Genomic DNA, 23,115 nt, shown 5'->3' with positions numbered 1-23,115 from the left:
CGATTTATCCGGTTCCGTATGTTCTGAAAAATTCATTGTTTGGAACAAATCGTTCCATTAAATAGAACTATGGCCAATCTCAACTACAATCATCTCCGCTACTTCTGGGATGTGGCCCGTGAGGGCAACCTCACGCGCGCCGCAGAACGGCTTGCCGTCTCCCCGTCCGCCTTGTCGACGCAGATCCGCACGCTGGAGGAGCGCCTTGGCCATCCACTGTTCGAGCGTATCGGCCGCCAACTGATCCTGACGGAGGCCGGTCGCATCGCGCTCGACCATGCCGATGCGATCTTTGCCGTGGGCGACGACCTGCTTGCAACGCTGAGGGCGGAAACCGGGCGGCGCCGGGTCCTGCGGGTCGGCGCGCTGGCGACCTTGTCGCGCAACTTCCAGATCGAGTTTCTGCGCCCCTGCCTCGGGCGGGCCGATGTCGAGATCGTGCTGACGTCCGGCAGCCTGTCGGAACTTGAAGGCCTGTTGCGGCGGCTCGACCTCGACGTCGTGCTTTGCAACCAGCCGCCCCAGGGCGCAGGCGCCGACGGCATCGTCGTCACCCGCCTGGCCCAGCAGACCATCAGCCTGTTCGCGGCCCCCTCTCTCGACTACCCGGCCTCGCTGGCGCAGGAAGTGCTGCTCGGGCAGCCGGTCATCCTGCCGACCGGGGCAAGCAGCATCCGCCTCGAGTTCGACGCCCTCTGCCGGCGTCTGAACGTGGCGCCGACGATAGTCGCGGAGGTCGACGACATGGCCATGCTTCGCCTGATGGCGCGCGAGGCAATCGGGCTGGCGCCGCTGCCGGCAATCGTTGTCCGCGACGAGCTTCAGGCGGGCACGCTCAGGGAAGTGGTGGCGCTCCCCTCGATCAGCGAGACCTTTTTCGCGCTGACCGTGGAGCGGCAGTTCCCCAATCGTGCGGTGGACGAGCTGATCATCGCGGCCTCGCACCGGCTGACCTCGCAGGCGCCCGCACAGGATGCCAGCTAGCCCGCCGTCGATGGAGAGCGCTTTTGCAGAGCGAGACGGTTCGACTATGATGCGCGAGCGATCCGCGGACCATTTACGATGAGAGATGCTGTGACGAACAGACCGAGGCGAGGCAGTGGACGACCGACGCTGGCGGATGTCGCAAGCCGCGCCGGCGTCGGCACGATCACCGTGTCCCGCGCGCTGCGCGACCCCGAGCGTGTCTCGCGCGAACTGCGCGCTCGCATCGACGCCGCGATCGACGCCCTCGGCTACGTCCTCAATCCGAACGCCCGTGCGCTCGCCTCGGCCCGGGCAGACGTGATCGGCGTGCTGGTGCCTTCCCTCACCAACAGTGTCTTTGCCGACGTGCTCCGCGGCATCCATGACGGTCTGGGCAACAGCACGCTGCAGATCCAGTTCGGCAACACCCACTATTCCGTGCAGGAGGAAGAACGCTTGCTGCGTGTCTTTCTCGGGCAGCACCCTTCGGCGCTCATCGTCTCCGGCATCGACCAGTCGACGGCAACCCGGCGCCTGCTCGAAACCGCCGGCTGCCCGATCGTCCAGATCATGGAGATCGGTCCGGAGCCGGTCGACATGATGGTCGGCTTCTCGCACCTCGACAGCGGCCGCGCCGTGACCGAACACCTGCTCGAGACGGGATACCGTCGCATTGGCTTCCTCGGCGCCCGCATGGACCCGCGATCGCAGCGGCGGATGGCCGGCTACCGCGCCGCGCTGGAAGCGGCCGCTCGCTTCGATGAAACGCTCTTGACCACGACGCCTGCGCCGTCAAGCGTCTCGATGGGAGCCGGCCTGCTTCGCCAGGCCCTAGCCAAGACCCCTGACCTGGACGCGGTGGTGTGCAACAACGACGACGTGGCGCTGGGCGCGCTGTTCGAATGCCATCGCGCCGGAATTCCGGTCCCGCAGCGCATCGCGATCGCCGGCTACAATGACCTTGAGATGATGGCGGTCGCCTGTCCGCCGATCACCAGTATCCGCACGCCACGCTACGAGATCGGCCGACGCGCGATCGCGATGGTCCGCGCCGCCCTCAGTGGGGAACGCCCCGACCCCGCCGTCGCCGACCTCGGCTTTGCCCTGAAGGTTCGCGAGAGCACGATCCGGTCCTGATCGCCCGGCCGGCACCGGATGGGCGATCAGCTTTACAACTACCATTGGTAGCGCTACCATAAATCTGTGACGTTGAGGGAGGAGTTCGTGAAACGTCACCGGTATAGCGCATCGAGATAAGTGCCGGAATGGTTCTGGAAGCAGGCCATCGTCTGCGTCGCATGCTCGATTATCGCCGGCCTTTCATTTCGATTCCGCATCCCGTTCCGAAACGCCTGGGAGGGAATTCGATGCTCAAGCCATTTCTCGGTGGCCTTTTGGCGGCCGCTGCGCTCAATCTTGTCTCCACCACCGCTCTCGCCGAACCGGAGGTCGTCAGCGGCCCCGCGGCCGAACCGGAGTGTTTCGCGCCCTGGACCGCGGAAACCAAGTTCTTCAAATTCCCGATGAAGGAAGGCCCCTACCGGATCGCCCTCGCCAACGGCTTCATCGCCAACACCTGGCGCATCCAGATGATTCAGACGGCGAAGGCCTACGCGTCGCAGCCGGACGTCGCCGCCAAGCTCAAGGAATTCAAGGTCGTCTCGACCGGCGAGGACGTGCCGGCACAGATCTCGGCGATCAACAACTTCATCGATTCCGGTTTTGACGCGATCGTCGTCAACGCCCAGAACCCGACGGCCTTCGGCCCGGTGATCAAGCGGGCCAAGGAAGCCGGCGTCGTGCTCGTTGCCTTCGACAACATCCTCGACACCGAGGACGCGATCAATGTCAACGTCGACCAGAAGGGCCTCGGCATCCTGTGGGCCAACTGGCTGGCCAAGCACCTGCCCGAAGGCGGCAAGATCCTCGAGGTTCGCGGCGTCGCCGGCACGTCGGTCGACACCGACCGTCACAACGGCATCCATGAAACGCTGGGCGCCACCGGCAAGGATTGGGACGTCGTCGAAGTCGTCGGCAAGTGGGACGACCCGACCGCGCAGAAGGCCACGGCCGATGCGATCGCCGTGCACAAGAAATTCGACGGCGTCACCGCCCAGGGCGGCGACACCGGCGTCGTACAGGCGATGATCGATGCCGGCCATCCGTTCGTGCCCTTCGGCGGCGAGACGGAGAACGGCTTCCGCAAGTTCTGCGCCCAGCATGCGGCCGATGGCCTGAAATGCTCGTCGGCCGGCACCGGCCCGGCCCAGGTGGCGGTCGCGATCAAGACGGCGATTGCTGCGCTCGAAGGCCAGGTTGTGCCGCAATCGATCAAGCTGCCGCTGGCCATCGTCGAGGACCCGGACTTCAAGGAAGGGCAGGACTTCTATCCTGACCAGTCCGACAACTTCTTCGTCGGCAATTCCTTCCCTACCTGCGGGATCGACTTCAGCGCGCAGGAAATCATGGGGCAGACGCAGGAAAACCAGTAGGCCTGGCAGGCCTCTCTCCAAACGGCAGGGTCGCGGGCGAACCCCGCGACCGCAAGGACCAGTCGTGGTCACCGAATTCGCAACATGGCCGCACAGCGACGGCTTGCGACGGCAGCTCGGATCGAGGAGTTCATGACCCCAACGCAAGGACAGGCCGCGCCCCCGCTGTTCCGGATGGATGGCATCTGCAAGCGCTATGGCGGGGTCCGCGCCCTGGAGGACGCCTCGCTTGTGGTCGAGGCCGGCCGCATCCACGCGATCCTCGGCGAGAACGGCGCCGGAAAGTCGACGCTGATCAAGGTCATGGCCGGCGTGGTCACCCCGGACGAGGGCCGCATGCACCTTGGGGATCGCGAGGTGCGCTTCCGTTCGCCGGCCCAGGCAGCCGGCGCCGGCATCGCCTGCGTGTTCCAGGAACTTTCGCTGATCCCCGACCTCAACGTCGCCGACAACATATCAATCTCCAACCCGCCACGCCGGATGGGCCTGATCGACCGGGCCGCGCAGCGCCGGGTGGCGGAAGAGGTGCTGGCCCGAGCCGGCGCCGACGACATCCACCCCCGCGCGCTCGTTCGCGACCTGCCCCTGTCGCGGCGCCAGATGGTGGAACTCGCCAAGGCGCTTGCCTGGAAGCCGCGCATTCTGATCCTCGACGAGGCTACCTCGGCGTTGACGGCCGACGACGTGGCAAAGGTGTTCTCGGTGCTGCGGCGGCTGCGCGCGGAAGGCTTGGCGCTGCTCTACATCTCCCACCGCATGCACGAGATTGCCGAGCTTGCCGACGAATGCACCGTATTCCGCAACGGTCGCAATGTCGCAAGCTATGCCGCCGGCACCCGAACCGACGACGAGGTGGTCGAGATGATGATCGGCCGAGCGGTCACCAATGCCTTCCCTCCCAAACCGCAGCGCGCCCCTGCCGAAAGCCCCGTGCTCGCCTGCAGCAGTCTCAGCTGGACCGACCGGCTGCGCGACATCACGTTCAAGGTTCACCCCGGCGAGGTCGTCGGCCTTGGCGGGCTCGACGGTCAGGGGCAGCGCGAGCTGCTGCTCGGGCTCTTCGGTGTCCTGAAGGGCATGACGGGCACGGTCAGCATCGATGGTTCCGCGATGCCGGTCGCGGCTCCTTCGACCGCACGCGCGGGCACGACAGGCATGGCCCTGATCCCCGAGGATCGCAAGACAGAGGGGCTGATGCTGCCGATGACCGTGCGCGAAAACCTTTCCTTCGCCGCGCTCGACAAGTTGTCGGCGCGTGGCGTCATCGACCGTGAGAAGGAGGAGAGCGCGATCGATGAGATGGTCCGCCTGCTGGCGATCAAGACCGTCGGCCTCGACATTCCCGTCGGTTCGCTGTCCGGCGGCAACCAGCAGAAGGTTGTGATCGCCAAGTGGCTGATGCGTCAGCCGCGGATCATCCTCCTCAACGACCCGACACGCGGCATCGATGTCGGCACCAAGCAGGAGATCTATCAGCTGCTGCGCCGGCTGGCTGATGCCGGGGCCGCCATCCTCTTCTACTCGACCGAGTACGACGAGCTGGTTGGCTGCTGCGACCGGGTGCTGGTGCTCTACGACGGCCGGATCGTCCGCGAACTGGAAGGGGCCGACATCACAGAACGCGCTCTGGTCGCGAGCGCGCTCAACGTCCAGCCGTCGGGGGAGGCCGTAGTATGAGCGAATGGCGCTACTGGCTTAACGAGCAACGCGGCACGCTGATGGGGCTCGCCATCTTCCTCCTGATGTTCGGCGTCTACATCGCCAACCACCCGGCAGGCCTCACCGCCAATGTCGCCCAGACGGCGGCCAACAAGGGCGTGCTGCTTGCCTTCATCGCCATGGCCCAGACCCTGGTGGTGATCACCGCCGGAATCGACCTTTCGGTCGGCATGATCTTCGTGCTGACGAACTGCCTGGCCTCGTGGATCGTCGTCGGCACACCGCTCGAAACGGCGTTCGGCGTTGTCGGCGTCCTGCTCGCGGGGACCGTCTGCGGCGCGATCAACGCTGTGCTCGTGATCTATGGCCGCCTGCAGCCGATCGTGGCAACGATCGCCACCGGCGCCGTCTATTTCGGCGTGGCGCTGCTGCTGCGGCCATACCCGGGCGGCTCAGTGAACGAGGATCTGGCCGACGCCATGACCGGGCGCCTGTTCGGCGTCGTTCCCTCCAGCCTTGTCGTGCTCTTGGGCGTCGTCCTGATTGTATGGTTGCCGTTCCGGCGCTCCGAGGCAGGACGCGCAGCCTATGCTGCCGGCTCATCCGAGGCGGCCGCCTTCATGTCGGGCGTTCCCATCCGACGCGCCAGGTTCATCGCCTACACGCTTGCCGGCCTGCTGGCCGGGATGGGCGGGCTGTTCCTGACCTTCTTCACCTATACCGGCGAAGCGGCCTATGCGAGCGGCAGCGGCTATACGCTGTGGTCGATCGCCGCCGTTGTCCTCGGCGGCGTGTCGCTCTATGGCGGTCGCGGCAGTGCGGTCGGCGCCATCTTCGGCGCGTTTGCCGCGCGCACCACCGGCGACATGCTGTTCGTCTTTGACGTCGATCCCCTTTGGCAGCCGCTGCTCCAGGGGATCGTGCTGCTGATCGCCATCAGCATCGGCGCCGTCGGGCTCCTGCGCGTGCGCAACCGCCTGGATTGGTTCCAATGACAGAAGCAACGGAAAAGCGAATGCCCATTCGTACCCGGTTGCCGCGCCTGTTCCGGCGGGCCGATCCGGCCGTCATCACCGCCTTCGGCTGCATTCTGCTGTTGCTGTTTCTCGGCAGCCTTTATTCGAGCAACTTCCTCTCGCTGGACTACCTGCTGCAGCAATTGAAGGTCGCCTCGTTTCTCGGCGTGATCGCCGCCGGCATGATGCTGGTGATCCTGCTCGGCCACATCGACCTGTCGGTGCCCTGGATGATGACCATGGGCGCCATGATGGCCTGTGCCGCAGCGGGGTTCGGTGCTGCCGGTACGATCCTCGCCATTCCGTTCGGCTGCCTTTGCGGCATGGCGTTCGGGCTCCTGAACGGCTTTTGTGTCGCCTACATGCGCATTCCCTCGATGATCGTCACGCTCGCCACCAACGTCGTGGCGCAGGGACTGATGGTGCTCTACACGGGCGGCTTCTCGCCGCAGGACTCGGCGTCCACGGCGATGCGATGGCTCGCGACCGGCTTCATCGTTCCGGGCGTACCGAATGCCATTCTGGTCTGGGCGGCGGTCAGCGCGGCGATGGTGTTCCTTTTGACGCGCACCACCTTCGGGCGATCGGTCTACGGCATCGGCAATAGCGAGCGCGCCGCCTATCTTTCCGGGATCGGCACCCGACGCATCGTCATGATCGCCTTTGCGATTTCCGGCGGGCTCAGCGCCTTCGGCGGCGTGCTGATGGCGGGCTACGCCTCCAAGGCGGCCCAGGCCATGGGCGACGCCTATCTGCTGCCGTCGATCGCAGCGGTGGTGCTCGGCGGCACGTCGATCCTCGGCGGACGCGGTTCATACCTCGGCACGGTCGCCGGCGTGATCCTGATCACCCTGCTGCAATCCATTCTCTCGGTCATGCAGATGCCGGAGGCCGGGCGCCAGATTGTCTATGGCATCGTCATCATTCTGATGCTGCTGCTCTACGGCCGCAGCCCCGCAAATCGATGAGCGCGCCATACAGTCCGAAGCGCCCGGGCCCGAGGTGAGACGCTAGCCCTTGATGAAGGCCAGGATATCCGGATTGAGCACGTCGGCGTGAGTGGTCAGCATGCCGTGCGGATAGCCCTCGTAGACCTTCAGCGTGCCGTTCCTGAGAAGCGTCACCGCCAGCCGGGCCGAATCATCGATCGGCACGATCTGGTCGTCATCGCCGTGCATGACGAGGGTCGGCACGGCGATCTTCTTCAGGTCTTCGGTGAAATCGGTCTCGGAGAACGCCTTGATGCCCTCGTAGTGAGCCTTGGCGCTACCCATCATGCCCTGGCGCCACCAGTTGTCGACGATGCCTTGCGAGGTCTTTGCCCCCGAGCGGTTGTAGCCGTAGAATGGACCGCCGGCGAGGTCGTAGTAGAACTGCGAGCGATTGGCGGCGAGCTGGGCGCGGAGGCCGTCGAACACCTCGATCGGCAAGCCGCCCGGGTTGGCCGGCGTCCTGACCATCAGCGGCGGCACGGCCCCGACCATGATCAGCTTGGCCACCCGGCCGTCACCGTGGCGGGCGACATAGGCCGCCGCCTCGCCGCCGCCGGTGGAATGACCGATGTGGATCGCGTCGCGCAGGTCGAGGTGACGCGCAAGTGCGGCAGCGTCGGCGGCATAGTGCTCCATGTCGTGACCGTCGCTCACCTGGGTGGAACGGCCATGGCCGCGGCGGTCATGGGCGATGACCCGATAGCCCTTGTTGACGAAGAAGAGCATCTGCGCATCCCAATCGTCCGAGGACAGTGGCCAGCCGTGGTGAAAGACGATCGGCTGCCCCTCGCCCCAGTCCTTGTAGAAGATGTCGACCCCGTCTTTCGTCGTGACAAAGGTTTGGATCATTGCAGTAGCTCCAGGTGCTGGTTGGATGAAGGCTTACTGTCAGGCCCAACCGCCTGCCCCGCAGGCCGGCCCCCGACGATCGGTTTATTCCATCGTGCTGCGACTGCCCAAGGTCGCCGCATGCGGATATGGAGCCGCAACGAACATCGTCAACCCGACCGTCGCGAACTCACCCGACGGTGCGGAACAACGGTTGACGGACCCCGGACCGTCGGATCCTGTACACCTCGCTTGGCGGTGCCTTTCGGCTGACTGACAGAAAGCTCTAATCGGGCACGGCGGCGGAAAGGTCCAGTGTACGATGGTATACTGGCTGGCGGTCTCGGCGGTCATGGCGCACCGTTCTCGAGCCAGGACATCCGGCCGGAACCGTCATGCGGCGTCGACCGCAGGCAATCCGGTGGCTGTTCTTGCCTTGCGCTTCCCGAGCAAGCTTTTCTGCCGTTGAGGTGGCGGCCCTCCTTGAAAAGGCGCCGACGCCTGCCACAATTAGGTAATTCCCGCCTTTTGATGTTACGCTGCTGCCCAGGTGGGTCGGAACAAATCTGTGACCTGCTCGAGAACGACTTCGCGGCCTTTGCGCAGGACTTGTACCGGACGAGCAGGCCGATCTGCGATCAGCAACTAGACATTCTGGGAAATTTCTTCCACCCGTGAGCCGAACATGGCCCAAGCGAATGCGCAGCCCCCGACCAGTGCAGATCAGGGCGACACCGTCCTCGATCCAGCCCGGATCGCTGCCAAGCTGAAGGCGCTCGACACCTCGCCCAAGGGCCTGACGGCGGACGAGGCGAAGGCACGCCTGCAGAAATACGGGCGCAACGCGATCGAAAGCAAGGAAGAGAGCCGCTGGAAGAAGCTGGCCGGGTACTTCTGGGGCCCAATTCCCTGGATGATCGAGGCAGCCGCCCTGATCTCGCTCGCCCGACAGGACTGGCCCGACTTTGCGGTCGTGACGGGCCTGCTGCTCTACAACGCCGCCGTCGGTTTCTGGCAGGACAACAAGGCCGCCGACGCTCTGGCGGCGTTGAAGAAGGGGCTGGCGCTCGAGGCGCGGGTCTTGCGCGACGGCCAATGGGCATCGGTGGGGGCCGCGGAACTGGTGCCCGGCGACATCGTGACAATCAGCGCCGGAGAGATCGTACCGGCCGACCTTCTGCTGCTTGATGGCGAATACCTCAGCGTGGATCAGGCGGCGCTGACGGGCGAGTCCCTTCCAGCCAGCAAGAAGGTCGGCGACATCGCCTATTCCGGCAGCATCGCCAAGCAGGGCTCGATGACCGCCGTGGTGACGGCAACCGGCAACCAGACCTTCTTTGGCCGAACCGCCAAGCTCGTCGCCGCGGCCGGCACCGTGTCCCATTCTCAGAAGGCAGTGCTCCAGATCGGCGACTTTCTGATCCTGCTCGCCGGCGCCCTCGCGCTGTTGCTGATCGGCTTCCAGGTCTGGCGCAACGTCGTCGTAGCAGACACCTGGTCCTGGGCGACGATCGGCAGCATCACCCAGTTTGTCCTGGTGCTCCTGGTCGCCTCCGTGCCGGTGGCGATGCCGGCGGTGATGTCGGTGACGATGGCGCTCGGCGCGCTGGCGCTTTCAAAGCAGAAGGCCATCGTCAGCCGCCTCTCGGCGATTGACGAACTGGCCGGGGTCGACGTGCTGTGCAGCGACAAGACCGGCACGCTGACGATGAACCAGCTGACGCTCGACCAGCCAATTCCCTACGGACCTGCGCGACCCGACGACGTCATCCTCGCCGCGGCGCTGGCGACCCAGCGCAGTAGCCAGGACGCGATCGACGCGGCGGTGTTGCATGCGCTCAAGACCCCTGCCGTGCTTGACCAGTACAAGCCGGGGGACTTCACCCCGTTCGATCCCGTCAACAAGCGTACCGTCTCGACCGTGACCGACGCCCAGGGCCGCAGCCATCACTATGCCAAGGGGGCGCCCCAGGCCATCGCTGGCATGTGCAGGCTCGATCCGGCGACGCGCAGCAAATATGACGGCCAGGTCAATGACCTCGCAAGCCGGGGATACCGCGCCCTCGGCGTCGCGAGTTCGTCCGACGGGCAGAGCTGGACGCTCGTGGGCCTGCTCTCGCTCATGGACCCGCCCCGCCCCGATGCCCGCGAGACCATCGAGAAGACCAGGCAACTCGGCCTGTCGGTCAAGATGGTGACGGGCGACGACGTCGCGATCGGCAGCGAGATCGCAAAGCAGCTCGGCATGGGCGAACATCTGCTGGTCGCGGGCGACGTCTTCGCCACGGGGACCGATCCGGATCACATACCGCTCGACGCGGAACGGGCCGTTGAGCGAGCCGACGGGTTCGGGCGGGTCTTTCCGCAGCACAAGTACGAGATCGTCAAGAGCCTGCAGGGCCTTGGTCACATCGTCGCCATGACCGGCGACGGCGTCAACGACGCGCCGGCACTCAAGCAGGCCGATTGCGGCATCGCGGTCAGCGGCGCGACGGACGCGGCGCGAAACGCCGCCGCGCTGATCCTGACCGCGCCCGGCCTGTCCACCATCGTCACCGCCATTGTCGAGGCCCGCAAGATCTTTGGCAGGATCCAGAACTACGCCTACTATCGCATCGCCATGACGCTCGACATCATGTTCGTCGTCGTCCTGTCCTACATCTTTTTCGGCTTCCAGCCGCTGACCGCGATCATGATCGTGGCACTCGCCCTTCTCGACGACGTCCCGATCATGACCATCGCCTATGATCGCGTCGTGCCCTCGCCCCGGCCCGTGCGCTGGGACATGCACCGAACCATGGTCTTTTCGTCGCTGATGGGGCTGCTGGCGATCGCTCAGAGCTTCGGCCTCGTGCTGGCGGGAATGGAGTGGATGAGCGATCCGGCCCGCATGGCCCGGTTCCCACTCGACGAGGCGCACCTGCAGACCATGCTGTTTCTTCAGCTTGCCGCAGGCGGCCACCTGATGCTGTTCGTCGTTCGCACGCCGCACTCCGTCCTCAAGCCGCCCTACCCATCCGTCTCCCTGTTTTTCGCCATTGTGGCCACGCAGATCCTGGCCGTCGTGATGTGCGCCAGCGGGATTCTGGTTCCCCAGCTGCCCTGGCCCCTCATCGGCGTGGTCTGGCTGTATGTTCTGGCCTGGATGGCCGTTCTCGATGTCGTGAAGTTGATCTACCTCCGGCTGGAGCACCGGCGCGAAGTCGAGAGCCGTCAGTTGAGCCAATCGATCGCGGGGGGATGAAGCGATGAACTATACCAAGAAGCTCATCGTAGAACCGGGCGCAAAGGTCCGGCTGGCCAAATTCGACCCCGCCTTTCACGGCAAACACGGTGACGAAGAACAGGCGGCCGGCACGCTCGAGGAGATGAAAAGCAGGATCGGCGCGCTCCAGCGCAAGATGTACGGCGACAACCGGCACTCGCTTCTCGTCGTGCTGCAGGGACTGGACGCCGCCGGCAAGGACGGGGTCTGCTGGCACGTGGTCAGCGCCATGGATCCGCAAGGGTGCCGGGTACACGGATTCAAGGTGCCGACGGCCGAAGAGGCCGCCCATGATTTCCTCTGGCGCATCCATGCGCAAGCGCCGGCCAAGGGCACCGTGGCGGTGTTCAACCGCTCGCACTACGAGGATGTTCTGGTCACGCGGGTCCACAAGCTGGTGGGCAAGAAGGTCTGGGAGCGCCGCTACGAGTCGATCAACCAGTGGGAACGGCTGCTGTATGAAGAGAACGGCACGACCATCCTTAAGTTCTGCCTCGTCGTTTCCAAGGAGGAGCAACTGCGGCGGTTTGCCGAGCGGCTCGACGATCCGAACCGGCAATGGAAGATCAGCGAGGGCGATTACGCCGAGCGCGCCTACTTCGACGACTATCTGGATGCGTTCGACGAAGCGCTGGAGCGCACCTCCACCGCCAACGCACCGTGGTTTACCATCCCTTGCGACCACAAATGGTTCCGCAACCTTGCGGTGGCGGGCATCGTTCTCGAGGCAATGGAGGCGATGAGGCTCGAATACCCGAAGCCGACCGTCGATCTTGACGAGATCCGCCGCAAGTACCACGCCGCGGAGCAGGCGGAAAAGAAGGGGGGAGAATGACTGGTCCGTCCACCGCCAATCCCTCCGCACCATTCTCGTCCGCATGACCCTCACCGTTGTCATCTTCCTGCTCGTCTATGTCGCGATGGGCGTCGGGCAGGTGCCCGGCTTCAAGGTCGACCGCACGGGCGCAGCGGTCGTCGGAGCTCTGGTGCTGATCGCCACCGGTCACATCGCTCCGAAGGCCGCCTGGGATGCGATCGACTACGACACCGTCGCCCTCCTTTTCGGCTTGATGGTTGTCTCCGCCGCCTTCGTCGTTTGCGGCTTCTACGGTTGGGCCGCCCACCGTGTCGCCACGCTCGACGTGTCGCCGCCCGCGCTTCTGGCAATTCTCGTTGGCATTGCCGGACTGCTCTCCTCGGTTCTGACGAACGATGTCGTGGTCGTGGCGATGACGCCGCTTCTCGTCGCCATCACCCTGTCGCGCGGGCTCAACCCTGTGCCGTTCCTGTTGGGTTTCTGCTTTGCCGCGAACACCGGCTCGGCGGGCACGATCATCGGAAGTCCGCAGAACATCATCGCCGCCCAGGGCCTTGGCATTTCGTTCAACGGCTTTTTGCGCGTGGCCGCGCTCCCGGCCCTGGTGTCGCTGCCGATCGTCTGGGGAATTGTTGCCTTCCTCTACCGCGGCCGCTGGCATGGAACGGCCAGTGGCGAAGCCGTTGCGCAGCCGCCGATCGACCGACTGGAGACCGCGAAAGCGACCGTCGTGACGCTCCTTGTCGTTCTCGCCTTCGTGGCGACCGGCTGGCCGAAGGAACTCATCGCACTGGGCGCGGCAGCGGCGCTGCTTGTCAACCGCCGTATCGCCTCATCCGACATGCTCGGCCACGTCGACGGCAATCTGCTTCTGCTTTTGATGTGTCTCTTCATCGTCAACGCGGCCCTGGCGGCTACCGGTTTGCCGCAGCAAGCGCTCGGCGATCTCAAGGCGACCGGCATCGACCTTGAGCAGCCGCTGACTTTGTTCCTCGTTGTCTCGATCCTGAGCGATACCGTTGGCAACAACCCGGCGGTGATGCTGCTCATCCCCTATGTCGGCGGTGCGGAAAGCCGTGACGCCCTTGCTGCAGCCTTCGCTCTGGGAACCGGGTTCTCAAGCAACATGTTCGTCTTCGGCAGCCTCGCCGGGATCATCGTCGTCGAGGAAGCGAAGAAAAAGGGCATCGCCATCTCGTTCGGCGAATTTGCCCGCGCCGGCGTTCCCGTCGCGATCGGCTGCATGGTGATGGCGATCGGCTGGATCGCCATGCTGGACCGGTGAAGCCCGCACGCCGGGCTCCTTGCAAGCGAGATCGGTTAGTCGGAAATGGGCTCGCCCCGACCGCTTAGGGTGCCATCAAGAATTCCCGTCGATGCGCCGTCCTCGCCGAGCAGGCCCGCATCCTCGAGCATCTCGATGTCGGGCAGGTCCCGCAGCGTGTCGAAGCCGAAGGCGGAGAGGAAATGCGGCGTGGTGACGTAGGTGTAGGGCGCGCCGGGCGTGGGACTGCGCGGGCCGGAGGCAATGAAGCCGGCGTCTCGGAGGCCGGCGATCGTGTCGCGCGAGACCTCCTTGCCAAAGGTATTCGTCAATGCCCCGCGTGTTACCGGCTGTAGGTAGGCGATCGCCACCAAGACCGCAGCCTCGTGTTCCGACAACGCTGCTGATGCCGTACGCGCCTGTGCCGACGAAGCCCGGATGACGGCGCCGTAGGCCGGTCTTGTGCGGTGCTGGTAGCCGCCGGCGACGGCGACAATGTCATAGGGCCGTCCCCGCAACTCCTCGCGCAGGTCGTCGATGAGCAGGTCGATGCTGCAGCCTTCGCCAACCACCCTTGACAACATCGCCCTGCTGACCGGCTCGGCGGAGGCGAAGATCACCGCCTCCACACGCAGCATCCACTCGCGCCAGCGCAGTTCCGGCGGCAGGTCTGCGAGCGCACGATCGATGGGATCGGCGTCGCCCGCGCCCTTGTCCTTTGCGTGCACCGCCTCCGCTCTCGCCATGGCTACAGCCCGTATATCCGAAAGCTCGATCGTCCCGAGAGTTCCCGCACCGCGCCAAGCCGTTCCAACCGCTCGAACAGCCGCCGACTGGCCCAACGGGAAAGATTTGTCCCGGGAGCTGCAGCCAATAACGCATCGTCGTCGAGCAGCCGCGCGAGCACCGGCGCTGCCCCCTTGGTGCGGATCCTCGGTGCAGCGGCCTGAAGCTGCAATGCGCGTCGACCGATCTCGTTCGCCGCCCGCAACGCCTCGGCCGTGCCCTCCACCAGGGCCAGGCAGACGGCCCGGCCGAAACCGTCGTCGCCGGGGCCGATCCGTCCCCGGCCGCCCGAAAGTCGGTAGGCCGGTCCATATCGTCCGGCCATCAGCAACGGCACTGGCCGGTCCCACCCCAGCCGCTCCGCCAGGAGCCGGTCCGCCAGCCACCAGGCGAGCGCTTCGGCATCCGGACGCAGCGCGCATAGCGAAGCAACCAGAGCCGCCACCGCGAAAGGCGGGGAGCGGCCGGATTGTAGCGCGTCGTCGAACGCGGCGGGCACGGACGCCAGCCGGTCGTCCCATGCGAGCGCAAACTGGACGGCCAGCGCCTCGAGCAGCGCAGTGCCTACGGTCGTCCGATGTCGGGCCAGACGGCGGCACGCCAGCAGCGCCCTCCCGGACGGCCCGGCATCGTCGCCGTCCGCCGCCAGCAGGATGGCATCGCGCAGCGCGGCCTCGTCCTCGCCGCGCCCCATCAGGCGCACCGCCGCGACCGCACACTTCAACGCCTGGCGGGCGCGCCAGCATCCGGCCCAGGCCGGCTCTGCACGGACGACACCGTCCAATACGGCCAGGGCCGCCCCGGCGGCTACGGCGGCGTCGGCATCGCCAGTGTCGGTGCCGCGCGTCGCCGTCCAGCCGGGAAGGTGGCGCGATATCGGGTCTATCGACAGGGGCGGCGCGGGCGAATCCATCGCCGCGAGATTATTGCGCCCGTGCGGTCTATACCAGCATTTCCGTCATTGAACCGCACGCCCGGTCACGACTTTCCCCGACAGCTTCCGGACCGGATCGACACCGGAGGCATTTCCGGCACCGTAGGATCGTCAATCGGCGTTGCGCGTCACGGACGTCTGCGCGCGTCCCGCTCATCGAGAAGAGCGACGAACCGGTCCTCGGCTGTTCGATCGAGAATGGACCTCTTCAGCAGGGCGGCCTGGGTTTCGGGCGCCAGGCCACCGACCGGCGGGTCCCGATCGAGGTTCGTCGGGAAGGAGTACCCTTCGGCCGAAGCGGCGATCACCGCGTCCAGGGCCGCTTCCGACAAATCCCCGGCCCGCCACGCCTCGCACAGCGGGCGGAAGAGTCGCTTGCACATCCCTGTCCGGTCCACGCTTTCCATCGCGCGTCCGAAGGCAGAGGAAATCTGCAACAGATTGACCATCCGGTGGATGGCCGCACTGCTGTTTTCGCCGGCGGCATGGAACAGGGCCGGGCTGAAGAAGATCGCATCGCCCTTCTCCAGCGGAAGCTGCACGCAGTGCGCCTCGAAGTGACTACGGAAGTCCTCGCGCCGCCAGGCTGCATAGCCGGGGCGGTAGAGTTGCGAAAACGGCAGCAACTTGGTTGGACCGCTTTCGACCGACATGTCGCAATGGGCGATGCCCCCCTGCAGGGTCATCAGCGGCGACAGGTCGTGGACATGGGCGGGATAGGTAGCGCTGACTTCAGCCGTCTGGAACCCCAAGTGATAGTCCCGATGGGCCTGCTGTGCCTTGCCCCCCGGATGGACCAGGTTGATCTGGGCTGTCATCTGGTAGTTCGGGCCGAGCCAGGCTTCGGCGGCAGCGTCGATCGCAGGCGAGGCAAAATACCGGACGAAAGCCTCCGGAGCGGCCATGCAAAGCTTCTGCAGCGAATTCCAGATCCGATCGTTGCTGCCGGCGGCGGCAAAATGATCGGCACCTTCCCTACCCGCCTTCTTCTCCTCGGCAATGATCTGTTCGTAGGCTGCCGTCGCCGTATCAATAGCGCCGTGATCGGGCTGGGCCTGCTTGAGAACAAAGACGCCGGCGCCGGAATGCAGGATCCGCGCCCACTCCGCCATCACCGCGCGGCGCGCGGCGGGATCATTCAGCCGTTCGGTCATTGCCGAAACATCGTAAATCGGGATGTTTCTTTCGACCGATGCGGCGTTCGGGACCTCCGAAAGAGCGAGCTTGCGCGCCGTCAGCGACACGAATTCGCTCTGATCGCAGGCCGCCTCGGTGTAGTAGCCGTTCCGCGGCGCGAGTTGGATCGTCATGGGTGTCCTCCTGTCTTCACCGCAGGATAGTCGAACTGCCGCCTTGATTGCGGGCAAAGATACATCAATAAGACATCAATGACTCATCGTTTCCCTATCAAGGAAATCGCTCGGCAGGCCGGTCTTGGGACTGCCACGGTCGACCGTGTCCTGAACGATCGCGCCCATGTGAGCCCGCAAACCCGTCTGCGGGTTGCTGCGGCCGTCGCGGAGCTGGAAGCTCAAGAGCAACAGCTCGCAGCACTTGGCCGCCGAATGTTCGTTGACGTGGTGGTCGAAGCCCCGAAGCGGTTCAGCCGGCAGATTCGGTCGGCTTGTGAAGCGGTGCTGCCGGAACTGGCAGAGGCGGTCTTTCGCCCACGGTTTCTGTTTCAGGAGGTTATGGAAGAGCGGGAGATCGTCTCGGCACTCACAAGGGCCAGAAAACGCGGCAGCCATGGAATGTTTCTCAAGGCGCGAAACGTTCCGAGCATTGCCGCTGCCGTCGATCAACTCGAAGCGGCCGGGATCCCCGTCATCACGCTGGTAACCGACATTCCCGCTTCCGCCCGCTCCGCCTATGTTGGCGTGGACAACGCCAAGGCCGGCTGCACCGCCGCCTACCTCCTGGCAAACGTGCTGGCCGCGCCGACCGGCACGGTCCTGACCTCAAGAAGCCAGGAGGAGTTTCAAGGCGAAGCCGAACGCTTTCGATGCTTCCGAGACCGGTTCCTGTCCATGCGACCAGGCTACGAGATCGTGGAGGTCACGGGCGGTGCGGGATTGGCGGGAAACACCGGTCGGCGACTTGCCGAGCAACTGCACAGACTCAAGTCCGTCGACGCCGTCTACTCGATGGGAGGCGGAAATCGTGCCATCCTCGAGGTGCTCAAGCATGCGCAATTAACCCCAAAGCAGTTCATCGCCCATGACCTCGACGAGGACAACTTCTCGCTGTTGCAGGAGGGCGAGATTGGCTTTGTTCTGCACCACGATCTGAAGCAGGACCTGCGCCACGCTTTTCGCGCTCTCTCGGCCCGGTACAGGCTGGTCGCTTCGGCCGACGTGCCCAGGTTCAGTGACGTCCAGATCATCACGCCGCACAACATACCGGCGAGACCGGACTGAGCACCAGCAGCGATCAGGAACCGGCCACGACGCTTGCCAGCACGCTGACGCAATCACCGGATTTCACGAGGCCGGGGAAATGGCGGGCCGTGAGGACGCCGTCCATCTTCGCCTTGACTTCCAGCGGCTCTGCACCGGTGCGGCCGACGGGATGGATGCGGGCGACGACCGCGCCGCTCCTGACCTCATCCCCAAGATCGAACAGGGGCTCGATCAGGCCCCCATCCTCGGCGAAGGAGAAGCAATTGCCGTCGGGCATATCGAGCCAGGTGGTCTCTGCCGTCGCAACCGCCCCCCTCAGGATGCCCGCCGCCTTGAGCACATTGGCGACCCCGGCCTTGGCGATCGCCGCGCTTTTCGCCGTTGCCGTGCCGCCACCGCCAAGTTCCGTTGTAATGAAGATCTTCGCCATTTCCTCGGCCGCCGTGTCGTACATTCCGACCGCGTCGATCTCCAGCATCTTCATTGACCACGGCGCTCCGAAGGCGCGGACGAGATCGAAGGCCTTTGCCTCCTGTCCCTTGTCGGGCAGGATGTGCGCGGCACAGAAAGGCAGGAAGTCCAGCGTTTTGCCTCCCGAATGAAAATCCAGCACGATGTCTGCGAGCGGCAAAAGCGTGCGCTGGAAATAGTCGGCGATCTTCTGGGTAACAGTACCATCAGGGGCGCCCGGAAAGGCACGGTTCAAGTTGCCTTTGTCGATCGGGGACGTGCGGGTGCCGGCGAGAAAGGCCGGATAGTTCATGGCCGGCACGATGATGACGCGGCCGGAGACGCTCTCCGCCGTCAGCGTCCGGGCGAGATCGAAGAGTGCGATCGGCCCTTCATATTCGTCACCATGGTTGCCGCCGGTGAGAAGGGCCGTCGGCCCCTCCCCGTTCTTCACCACCGTCACCGGGATCATGACCGAGCCCCAGGCGGAATCGTCCCGGCTGTATGGCAGGCGCAGGAAGCCGTGCTGCACGCCATCGGCTGAGAAATCGACCGTGGCGCTGATGGGCGACGGACGAAGGGCGCGTTCCGGCATGGTTCAATCCTTCACGAAAAGCTTGCGCGGCACGTCGGCGAGGCACTCGACACCGGTCTCGGTGATGAGAATGCTTTCCGTCGTCTCGAAGCCCATGTCTTCGAGCCAGAGGCCGGTCATGAAATGGAAGGTCATGCCCGGCTTGAGTTCGCTCTTGTCGCCGGGGCGCAAGCTCATCGTGCGCTCACCCCAGTCCGGCGGATAAGAAACGCCGATCGGATAGCCGGTGCGGTTGTCCTTGACGATCCCATGCTTCTTGAGCACCGCAAAGAAGGCGTTGGCGATGTCCTCGCAAGTGTTTCCGGGCTTGGCGACGGAAAGGCCGGCCTCCATGCCTTCGAGCGTCGCCTTCTCCGCATCGAGGAACGCCTGTGTCGGCTTGCCGAGAAAGACCGTGCGCGACAGCGGTACATGGTAGCGATTGTAACAACCGGCGATCTCGAAGAACGTGCCTTCGCCCGACTTCATCGGCCGGTCGTCCCAGGTCAGATGCGGGGCGGAGGCCTCGACGCCCGACGGGAGCAGCGGCACGATCGCCGGATAGTCGCCGCCGATCCCCTCCACGCCGCGCGTGCCGGCGTCGTAGATTTCCGCGACGAGATCGCATTTGCGCATGCCAATCTCGATCTTGTCGACGATGCGCTGGTGCATCTTCTCCACAATGCGCGCGGCATTGCGCATGTACCGGATCTCCGTTTCGCTCTTGACCGCGCGCTGCCAGTTGACGAGCGCTGTCGCATCGACGAAGCGGGCATTCGGCAGGTGCCTCTGAAGCGAGGCGAAAGCGGCAGCGGAAAACCAGTAATTGTCCATCTCGACGCCGACCGTGAGCTTGTCGAGGCCGCGCTCAGCAAGCCTGGCCGAAAGGTAGTCCATCGGGTGACGCTCGGTGGACTGCACATAGTGGTCGGGATAGCCGATGATGTTCTCGTGCTTGAGATAGGCGGTGAACTTGGCGCCGTTGGCATCCTGGCCGCGGCCGTACCAGATCGGCTCGCCCGCCGGCGGCACGACGACGCATTGGTGCACATAGAAGGACCAGCCGTCATAGCCTGTCAGCCAGTTCATGTTCGACGGGTCGCTGACGATCAGAACGTCGATGCCCTTGGCCTCCATCGCCTTGCGTGTCTTTTCAAGGCGAGCTGCATACTCCGGAAGTGAGAACTTCAGGTTCGCTTGTTTCATCATGTTCTCCTCGCTACGCGGCCAAAGCCGGTCTCAACTTTCGAAGGTGGTGCCGGCATTCACCGCCGCTGCGCGAGCGGCGGCGAGGGTTGCGATGGCCGTGTCCTGAATACCCGTGCCTGTTAGATCCGCCACGGTGATCTGCTCGGGGCCGCTGCGGCCCTGCAGGCGCCCGGCGACGATCTCGCCGAGTTCGGGAAAGCTCGCTCCCTCCGTCAGAAGACCGGCTTCGATGGCATGGTGCAACTCGCCGAGCCGGCGCGTCTGCTTGAGGCTGTCGGCAACGTAGAGACCCGCCCCGCTGATAATGGCGGGCTCAATCTCGTTCTTGTGCTCGGCATCCGAGCCCATGGCGGTGATGTGCTGACCGGGCTGGATCCATTCGGCCTTGAGCACCGGCTTTTGCGAGGGCGTGGTGGTGACGATGACATCGGCGCCATCGACGGCAGTTCTGCCATCGATGGCGGCGCGAACGGGAAAGCCGAGCCGCGCGGTCAGTTCGGCCGCCGTCGCCTCGGCCCTTGCCGGATCGCGAGCCCAGATTCGAGCCTCGCGGATCGGGCGCACGAGACTCAAGGCCTCCAGCTGCAGTTTCGCCTGCATGCCGGCGCCGAAGATGGCGGCTACCGATGCATCGGGGCGCGAAAGGTATCTTGCCGCGACGGCACCTGCGGCGGCCGTGCGCACATCGGTGAGGTATCCGTTGTCCAGCAGCACTGCCTGGACGAGACCGGTCTTCGTCGAGAACAGCACCATCAGGCCGTTGGTGCTCGGCAGGCCGATTTTCGGATTGTCGAAGAAGCCGGGGCTGATCTTGACGGCAAATCCGTCAAGCCCGGGAACATAGGCGGCCTTCACGTCAACCTCGCCGCGCTGCTCGGGCATGTCGAGCCTTAGGATCGGCGGCATCGCGACAGCCTTGGTCGCGAGCGCATGGAACGCCGCCTCCACGCAGGCGATCGCCTCGGAATCGAGCGGAACGATCCGCCGCAACTCCCCTTCGGTAAGAATCTTCATCCTGGTCATGGCCGGTCCTCCCGGAACGGATCGATTTCACCATTGACGACCCGCCGGTGCAGGGCCATGTCGACATTGCGGCCGGAAAGGATGACGGTCACGGGGCCCTCCAGCCTTCCGAGCCGGCCGGAGAGAAGAGCCGCTATCCCAACTGCTGCTGCCCCTTCGATCACTTCCCGCTCCTCGCCGTATGCGTGCCGCATGCCGGCGGCGATCTCGGCCTCGGACAGCAGGATCACGTCGTCGAGCAGTTCGCGGCACATCGAAAAGGTCACGGCATTGTCGAGGCCGATGCCGCCGCCGAGGGAATCGGCAAGGCTCGCCACCTCCTGCACCTGCACCGGCCTGCCCGCATCGAGGCTCGCCTTCATCGCCGCGCCCCGATCCATCGTCAGGCCGATGACGCGCGCCTTTGGCGAGCGCCCCTTGACCGCCGCCGCGACCCCGGCGGCAAGTCCGCCGCCGGATACCGGCACGAGCACCGTCGCCACCTCCGGCATGGCCTCGACGATCTCCAGCCCGAGCGTGCCCTGTCCGGCCACCACAGCGGCGTCATCGAAGGGGGGAACCATGACAAGGCCGTCCTCCGCGACGAGCCGGTCGACCTCGAGCTGAGCCTCGTCCTGCGACTTGCCGACAATACGGAGCTTGGCGCCAAGGCGGCGGATCTCCGACACCTTGTTCTCCGGCACGAGCCGGGACATGCAGATCGTCGCCGCAGATCCTTCGGCCTTGGCGGCATGGGAAAGCGCGCGGCCATGATTTCCCGTCGAGGCAGCAACGACACCCCGTGCCCGTTGCCCGGCGGAAAGCAGGAGAACGGCATTCGTCGCACCACGCAGCTTGAAGCTGCCGGTCGTCTGGTGATGCTCGAGCTTGAGGGCGACGGGCACGCCGCACCGGTCCGTAAGCGAAGCGGACGTGACCAAGGGCGTGCGCAACACACGTCCCTCGATGCGACGCGCCGCCTGTTCAATATCCGCAAGGGTGACGGGAATGTTCGCCATGGCTTACCGATCCGGGTGGGCTAGCGTCATCAGCCGGCCAAGGTCCGGCCGCGGCGCGGTCTCACCGCAACGGCGCAGACAGGCCCAGGCGGTGGCGAGGTTGCTGGTGACGACCGGCTTGCCGAGGGCCGCTTCGATCTGGGCGGCGACCCCGGCCGCCCGCACGGCCGTGCAGGAAATGAAGAGCGCGTCGCTGTCCGGCGCTGCCGCCTCCTTCGCGAAGGCCACGATCTCGGCGGGGGAGATACGTGCCATCTCCCGGTCGTCGGTCAGGCCCAGGCAGGTGAAGCGGGCAATGTCGAAGCCAAGCGCCAGGAAATAGTCGGCCATCGGCCTGCTGGTTTCGGCGGTATAGGGCGTGAGGATAGAAAGGCGCTTTGCGCCAAAGGCTTTCAGTCCCGACGCGGCTGCAGCTGTCGGCGTAACGACGGCGGCTGTCGGCTTGGCGGCCTTGACCGCCGCCTCGACCTCCGCGTCGCCGATGACGACCGAAGCGGATGTACAGGAATACATGACGACGTCGAGCGACTCGTCCGGCAGGATCAGCGCCGCGCCGGACGTCAGCGATGGCTGCATGGCGCGCAGGTTCTCCGGCGTCACCGGATTGGCATAGGGAATGCGGGTCGCGTAGACCCCGATCCGCTCACTCGCCACCATGCGCTGGAAATCCACCTCCGTCGTATGATCCGTCGCAAGGATGATCAAGCCGACGCGCTTGGCCAGCGGACGCTCGTCGAGCTTCGGCGCGCGGGAGGCGAGTGAAAGATGAAGCGGCGGCATCAGCGTTCCTCCACCCGGGCATAGCGCTCTTCCAGCCAGCGCAGAAAGACGACGGAGATCAGGCTCATGATCAGGAAGAAGACCCCCACCATCGTCATCGGCTCGATGTAGCGATAGCTGCTGTTGGCGACGCTCTTTGCCTGGTTCATCAGCTCCAGCACGGTGATGGCGGAGAGCAGCGGCGTCTCCTTGAACATAGCGATGAGATAGTTGGCGAGCGCCGGGATCATCGGCGGGATGGCCTGGGGCAGGATGACATGGATCCAGGTCTGCGGACCGGTCAGGTTCGTCGCCTTCGCCGCCTCCCACTGGCCGCGCGGCACGTTCTCGATGCCGGCCCGATAGACCTCCGCCGTATAGGTGCCGTAGTGCAGGCCGAGGCCGATGACGCCCGCAAGCAGTGCCGGCAGGCGAACGCCGATATCCGGCAGCACATAGAAGATGAAGTAGAGCTGCACGAGCAGCGGTGTGCCGCGAATGAACTCGACGATGAAGCCGGTCGCCCTGGCAATCGGCTTCGGCGCCGTCATGCGCAAGATGGCGAAGACGAGACCGACAATCGCGGCGACGGCGGCGCCGAGCGCAGTGGCAAGAATCGTGATTTTCAGACCCTCGAGGAGGGTCGGCATGATCTGCCAGACGAAATTCCAGTCCCATTCCATC

Annotated in this window: 20 protein-coding genes; 10 read left to right on the top strand and 10 right to left on the bottom strand. The window is 65.1% G+C overall.

Annotated features, from left to right (window positions below):
- The first annotated feature begins 69 nt into the window (after positions 1-69).
- From ACXAGF_RS22040 to ACXAGF_RS22015, 6 genes are all read left to right on the top strand, one after another.
- A complete protein-coding gene (locus tag ACXAGF_RS22040) occupies positions 70-984 on the top strand; it encodes a LysR family transcriptional regulator (RefSeq protein WP_475019681.1) in 915 nt (304 codons plus the stop codon).
- 78 nt (positions 985-1,062) lie between these two features.
- On the top strand, positions 1,063-2,103 hold the full coding sequence (gntR, locus tag ACXAGF_RS22035) for an HTH-type transcriptional regulator GntR (protein WP_475019680.1): 1,041 nt from the start codon (positions 1,063-1,065) through the stop codon (positions 2,101-2,103).
- A gap of 230 nt (positions 2,104-2,333) precedes the next feature.
- Positions 2,334-3,458, top strand: a complete 1,125-nt coding sequence (locus ACXAGF_RS22030) for a sugar ABC transporter substrate-binding protein (protein WP_475019679.1) — start codon at positions 2,334-2,336, stop codon at positions 3,456-3,458.
- A gap of 132 nt (positions 3,459-3,590) precedes the next feature.
- Complete coding sequence (locus ACXAGF_RS22025; RefSeq protein ID WP_475019678.1) at positions 3,591-5,135, top strand: sugar ABC transporter ATP-binding protein; 1,545 nt, start codon at positions 3,591-3,593, stop codon at positions 5,133-5,135.
- Entirely contained in the window at positions 5,132-6,112 is a 981-nt protein-coding gene (locus tag ACXAGF_RS22020) for an ABC transporter permease (protein ID WP_475019677.1), read from the top strand. Before ACXAGF_RS22025 ends, ACXAGF_RS22020 begins: the two co-directional genes overlap by 4 nt.
- A gap of 20 nt (positions 6,113-6,132) precedes the next feature.
- Positions 6,133-7,101 (top strand): ABC transporter permease, encoded by a 969-nt coding sequence (locus tag ACXAGF_RS22015; protein WP_475019676.1) that lies wholly within the window; start codon positions 6,133-6,135, stop codon positions 7,099-7,101.
- Between the two features lie 42 nt (positions 7,102-7,143).
- Here ACXAGF_RS22015 and ACXAGF_RS22010 read toward each other — a convergent pair whose 3' ends face one another.
- Positions 7,144-7,974 carry an alpha/beta fold hydrolase gene (locus tag ACXAGF_RS22010; protein ID WP_475019675.1) on the bottom strand — a complete coding sequence of 277 codons (831 nt, stop codon included), beginning with the start codon at positions 7,972-7,974 and terminating at the stop codon, positions 7,144-7,146.
- Between the two features lie 664 nt (positions 7,975-8,638).
- Here ACXAGF_RS22010 and ACXAGF_RS22005 point away from each other — a divergent pair.
- The 3 genes from ACXAGF_RS22005 to ACXAGF_RS21995 are packed head-to-tail and all read left to right on the top strand — an operon-like array spanning position 8,639 to position 13,320.
- Positions 8,639-11,197 (top strand): plasma-membrane proton-efflux P-type ATPase, encoded by a 2,559-nt coding sequence (locus tag ACXAGF_RS22005; RefSeq protein ID WP_475019674.1) that lies wholly within the window; start codon positions 8,639-8,641, stop codon positions 11,195-11,197.
- 4 nt (positions 11,198-11,201) lie between these two features.
- Entirely contained in the window at positions 11,202-12,053 is an 852-nt protein-coding gene (locus ACXAGF_RS22000) for a polyphosphate kinase 2 family protein (protein WP_475019673.1), read from the top strand.
- A gap of 43 nt (positions 12,054-12,096) precedes the next feature.
- On the top strand, positions 12,097-13,320 hold the full coding sequence (locus tag ACXAGF_RS21995) for an ArsB/NhaD family transporter (protein ID WP_475019672.1): 1,224 nt from the start codon (positions 12,097-12,099) through the stop codon (positions 13,318-13,320).
- Positions 13,321-13,355: 35 nt separating this feature from the next.
- Here ACXAGF_RS21995 and scpB read toward each other — a convergent pair whose 3' ends face one another.
- The 3 genes from scpB to ACXAGF_RS21980 form a co-directional block, all read right to left on the bottom strand.
- On the bottom strand, positions 13,356-14,045 hold the full coding sequence (gene scpB, locus ACXAGF_RS21990) for an SMC-Scp complex subunit ScpB (protein ID WP_475019671.1): 690 nt from the start codon (positions 14,043-14,045) through the stop codon (positions 13,356-13,358).
- Between the two features lie 2 nt (positions 14,046-14,047).
- Positions 14,048-14,998, bottom strand: coding sequence for a DUF1403 family protein (locus ACXAGF_RS21985; RefSeq protein WP_475019670.1), 951 nt, complete (start codon positions 14,996-14,998; stop codon positions 14,048-14,050).
- 149 nt (positions 14,999-15,147) lie between these two features.
- The gene (locus ACXAGF_RS21980) at positions 15,148-16,329 is read right to left on the bottom strand and encodes a phytanoyl-CoA dioxygenase family protein (protein ID WP_475019749.1); all 1,182 of its coding nucleotides are present in this window, start codon (positions 16,327-16,329) and stop codon (positions 15,148-15,150) included.
- 78 nt (positions 16,330-16,407) lie between these two features.
- Here ACXAGF_RS21980 and ACXAGF_RS21975 point away from each other — a divergent pair, with 78 nt between their 5' ends.
- Positions 16,408-17,436, top strand: coding sequence for a LacI family DNA-binding transcriptional regulator (locus ACXAGF_RS21975; RefSeq protein WP_475019669.1), 1,029 nt, complete (start codon positions 16,408-16,410; stop codon positions 17,434-17,436).
- Positions 17,437-17,449: 13 nt separating this feature from the next.
- Here the strand turns inward: ACXAGF_RS21975 and doeB are convergent, their stop codons facing one another.
- Genes doeB through ehuD form a run of 6 tightly spaced genes read right to left on the bottom strand, consistent with a single transcriptional unit; the run spans position 17,450 to position 23,114 of the window.
- Complete coding sequence (doeB, locus tag ACXAGF_RS21970; RefSeq protein WP_475019668.1) at positions 17,450-18,463, bottom strand: N(2)-acetyl-L-2,4-diaminobutanoate deacetylase DoeB; 1,014 nt, start codon at positions 18,461-18,463, stop codon at positions 17,450-17,452.
- 3 nt (positions 18,464-18,466) lie between these two features.
- Entirely contained in the window at positions 18,467-19,648 is a 1,182-nt protein-coding gene (gene doeA, locus ACXAGF_RS21965; RefSeq protein ID WP_475019667.1) for an ectoine hydrolase DoeA, read from the bottom strand.
- Between the two features lie 33 nt (positions 19,649-19,681).
- Positions 19,682-20,674, bottom strand: coding sequence for an ectoine utilization protein EutC (gene eutC / locus ACXAGF_RS21960; protein ID WP_475019666.1), 993 nt, complete (start codon positions 20,672-20,674; stop codon positions 19,682-19,684).
- Positions 20,671-21,672 carry a hydroxyectoine utilization dehydratase EutB gene (gene eutB, locus ACXAGF_RS21955; RefSeq protein WP_475019665.1) on the bottom strand — a complete coding sequence of 334 codons (1,002 nt, stop codon included), beginning with the start codon at positions 21,670-21,672 and terminating at the stop codon, positions 20,671-20,673. Before eutB ends, eutC begins: the two co-directional genes overlap by 4 nt.
- Positions 21,673-21,675: 3 nt before the next feature.
- A complete protein-coding gene (gene eutA, locus ACXAGF_RS21950; RefSeq protein WP_475019664.1) occupies positions 21,676-22,452 on the bottom strand; it encodes an ectoine utilization protein EutA in 777 nt (258 codons plus the stop codon).
- On the bottom strand, positions 22,452-23,114 hold the full coding sequence (gene ehuD, locus ACXAGF_RS21945) for an ectoine/hydroxyectoine ABC transporter permease subunit EhuD (RefSeq protein WP_475019663.1): 663 nt from the start codon (positions 23,112-23,114) through the stop codon (positions 22,452-22,454). The genes eutA and ehuD overlap by 1 nt, the downstream gene beginning before the upstream one ends.
- Between the last annotated feature and the right edge of the window lies 1 nt (position 23,115).

This window comes from Mycoplana sp. ABR4_002 (genome assembly GCF_056159645.1).
This window is presented reverse-complemented; position numbering and strand designations above follow the sequence as displayed.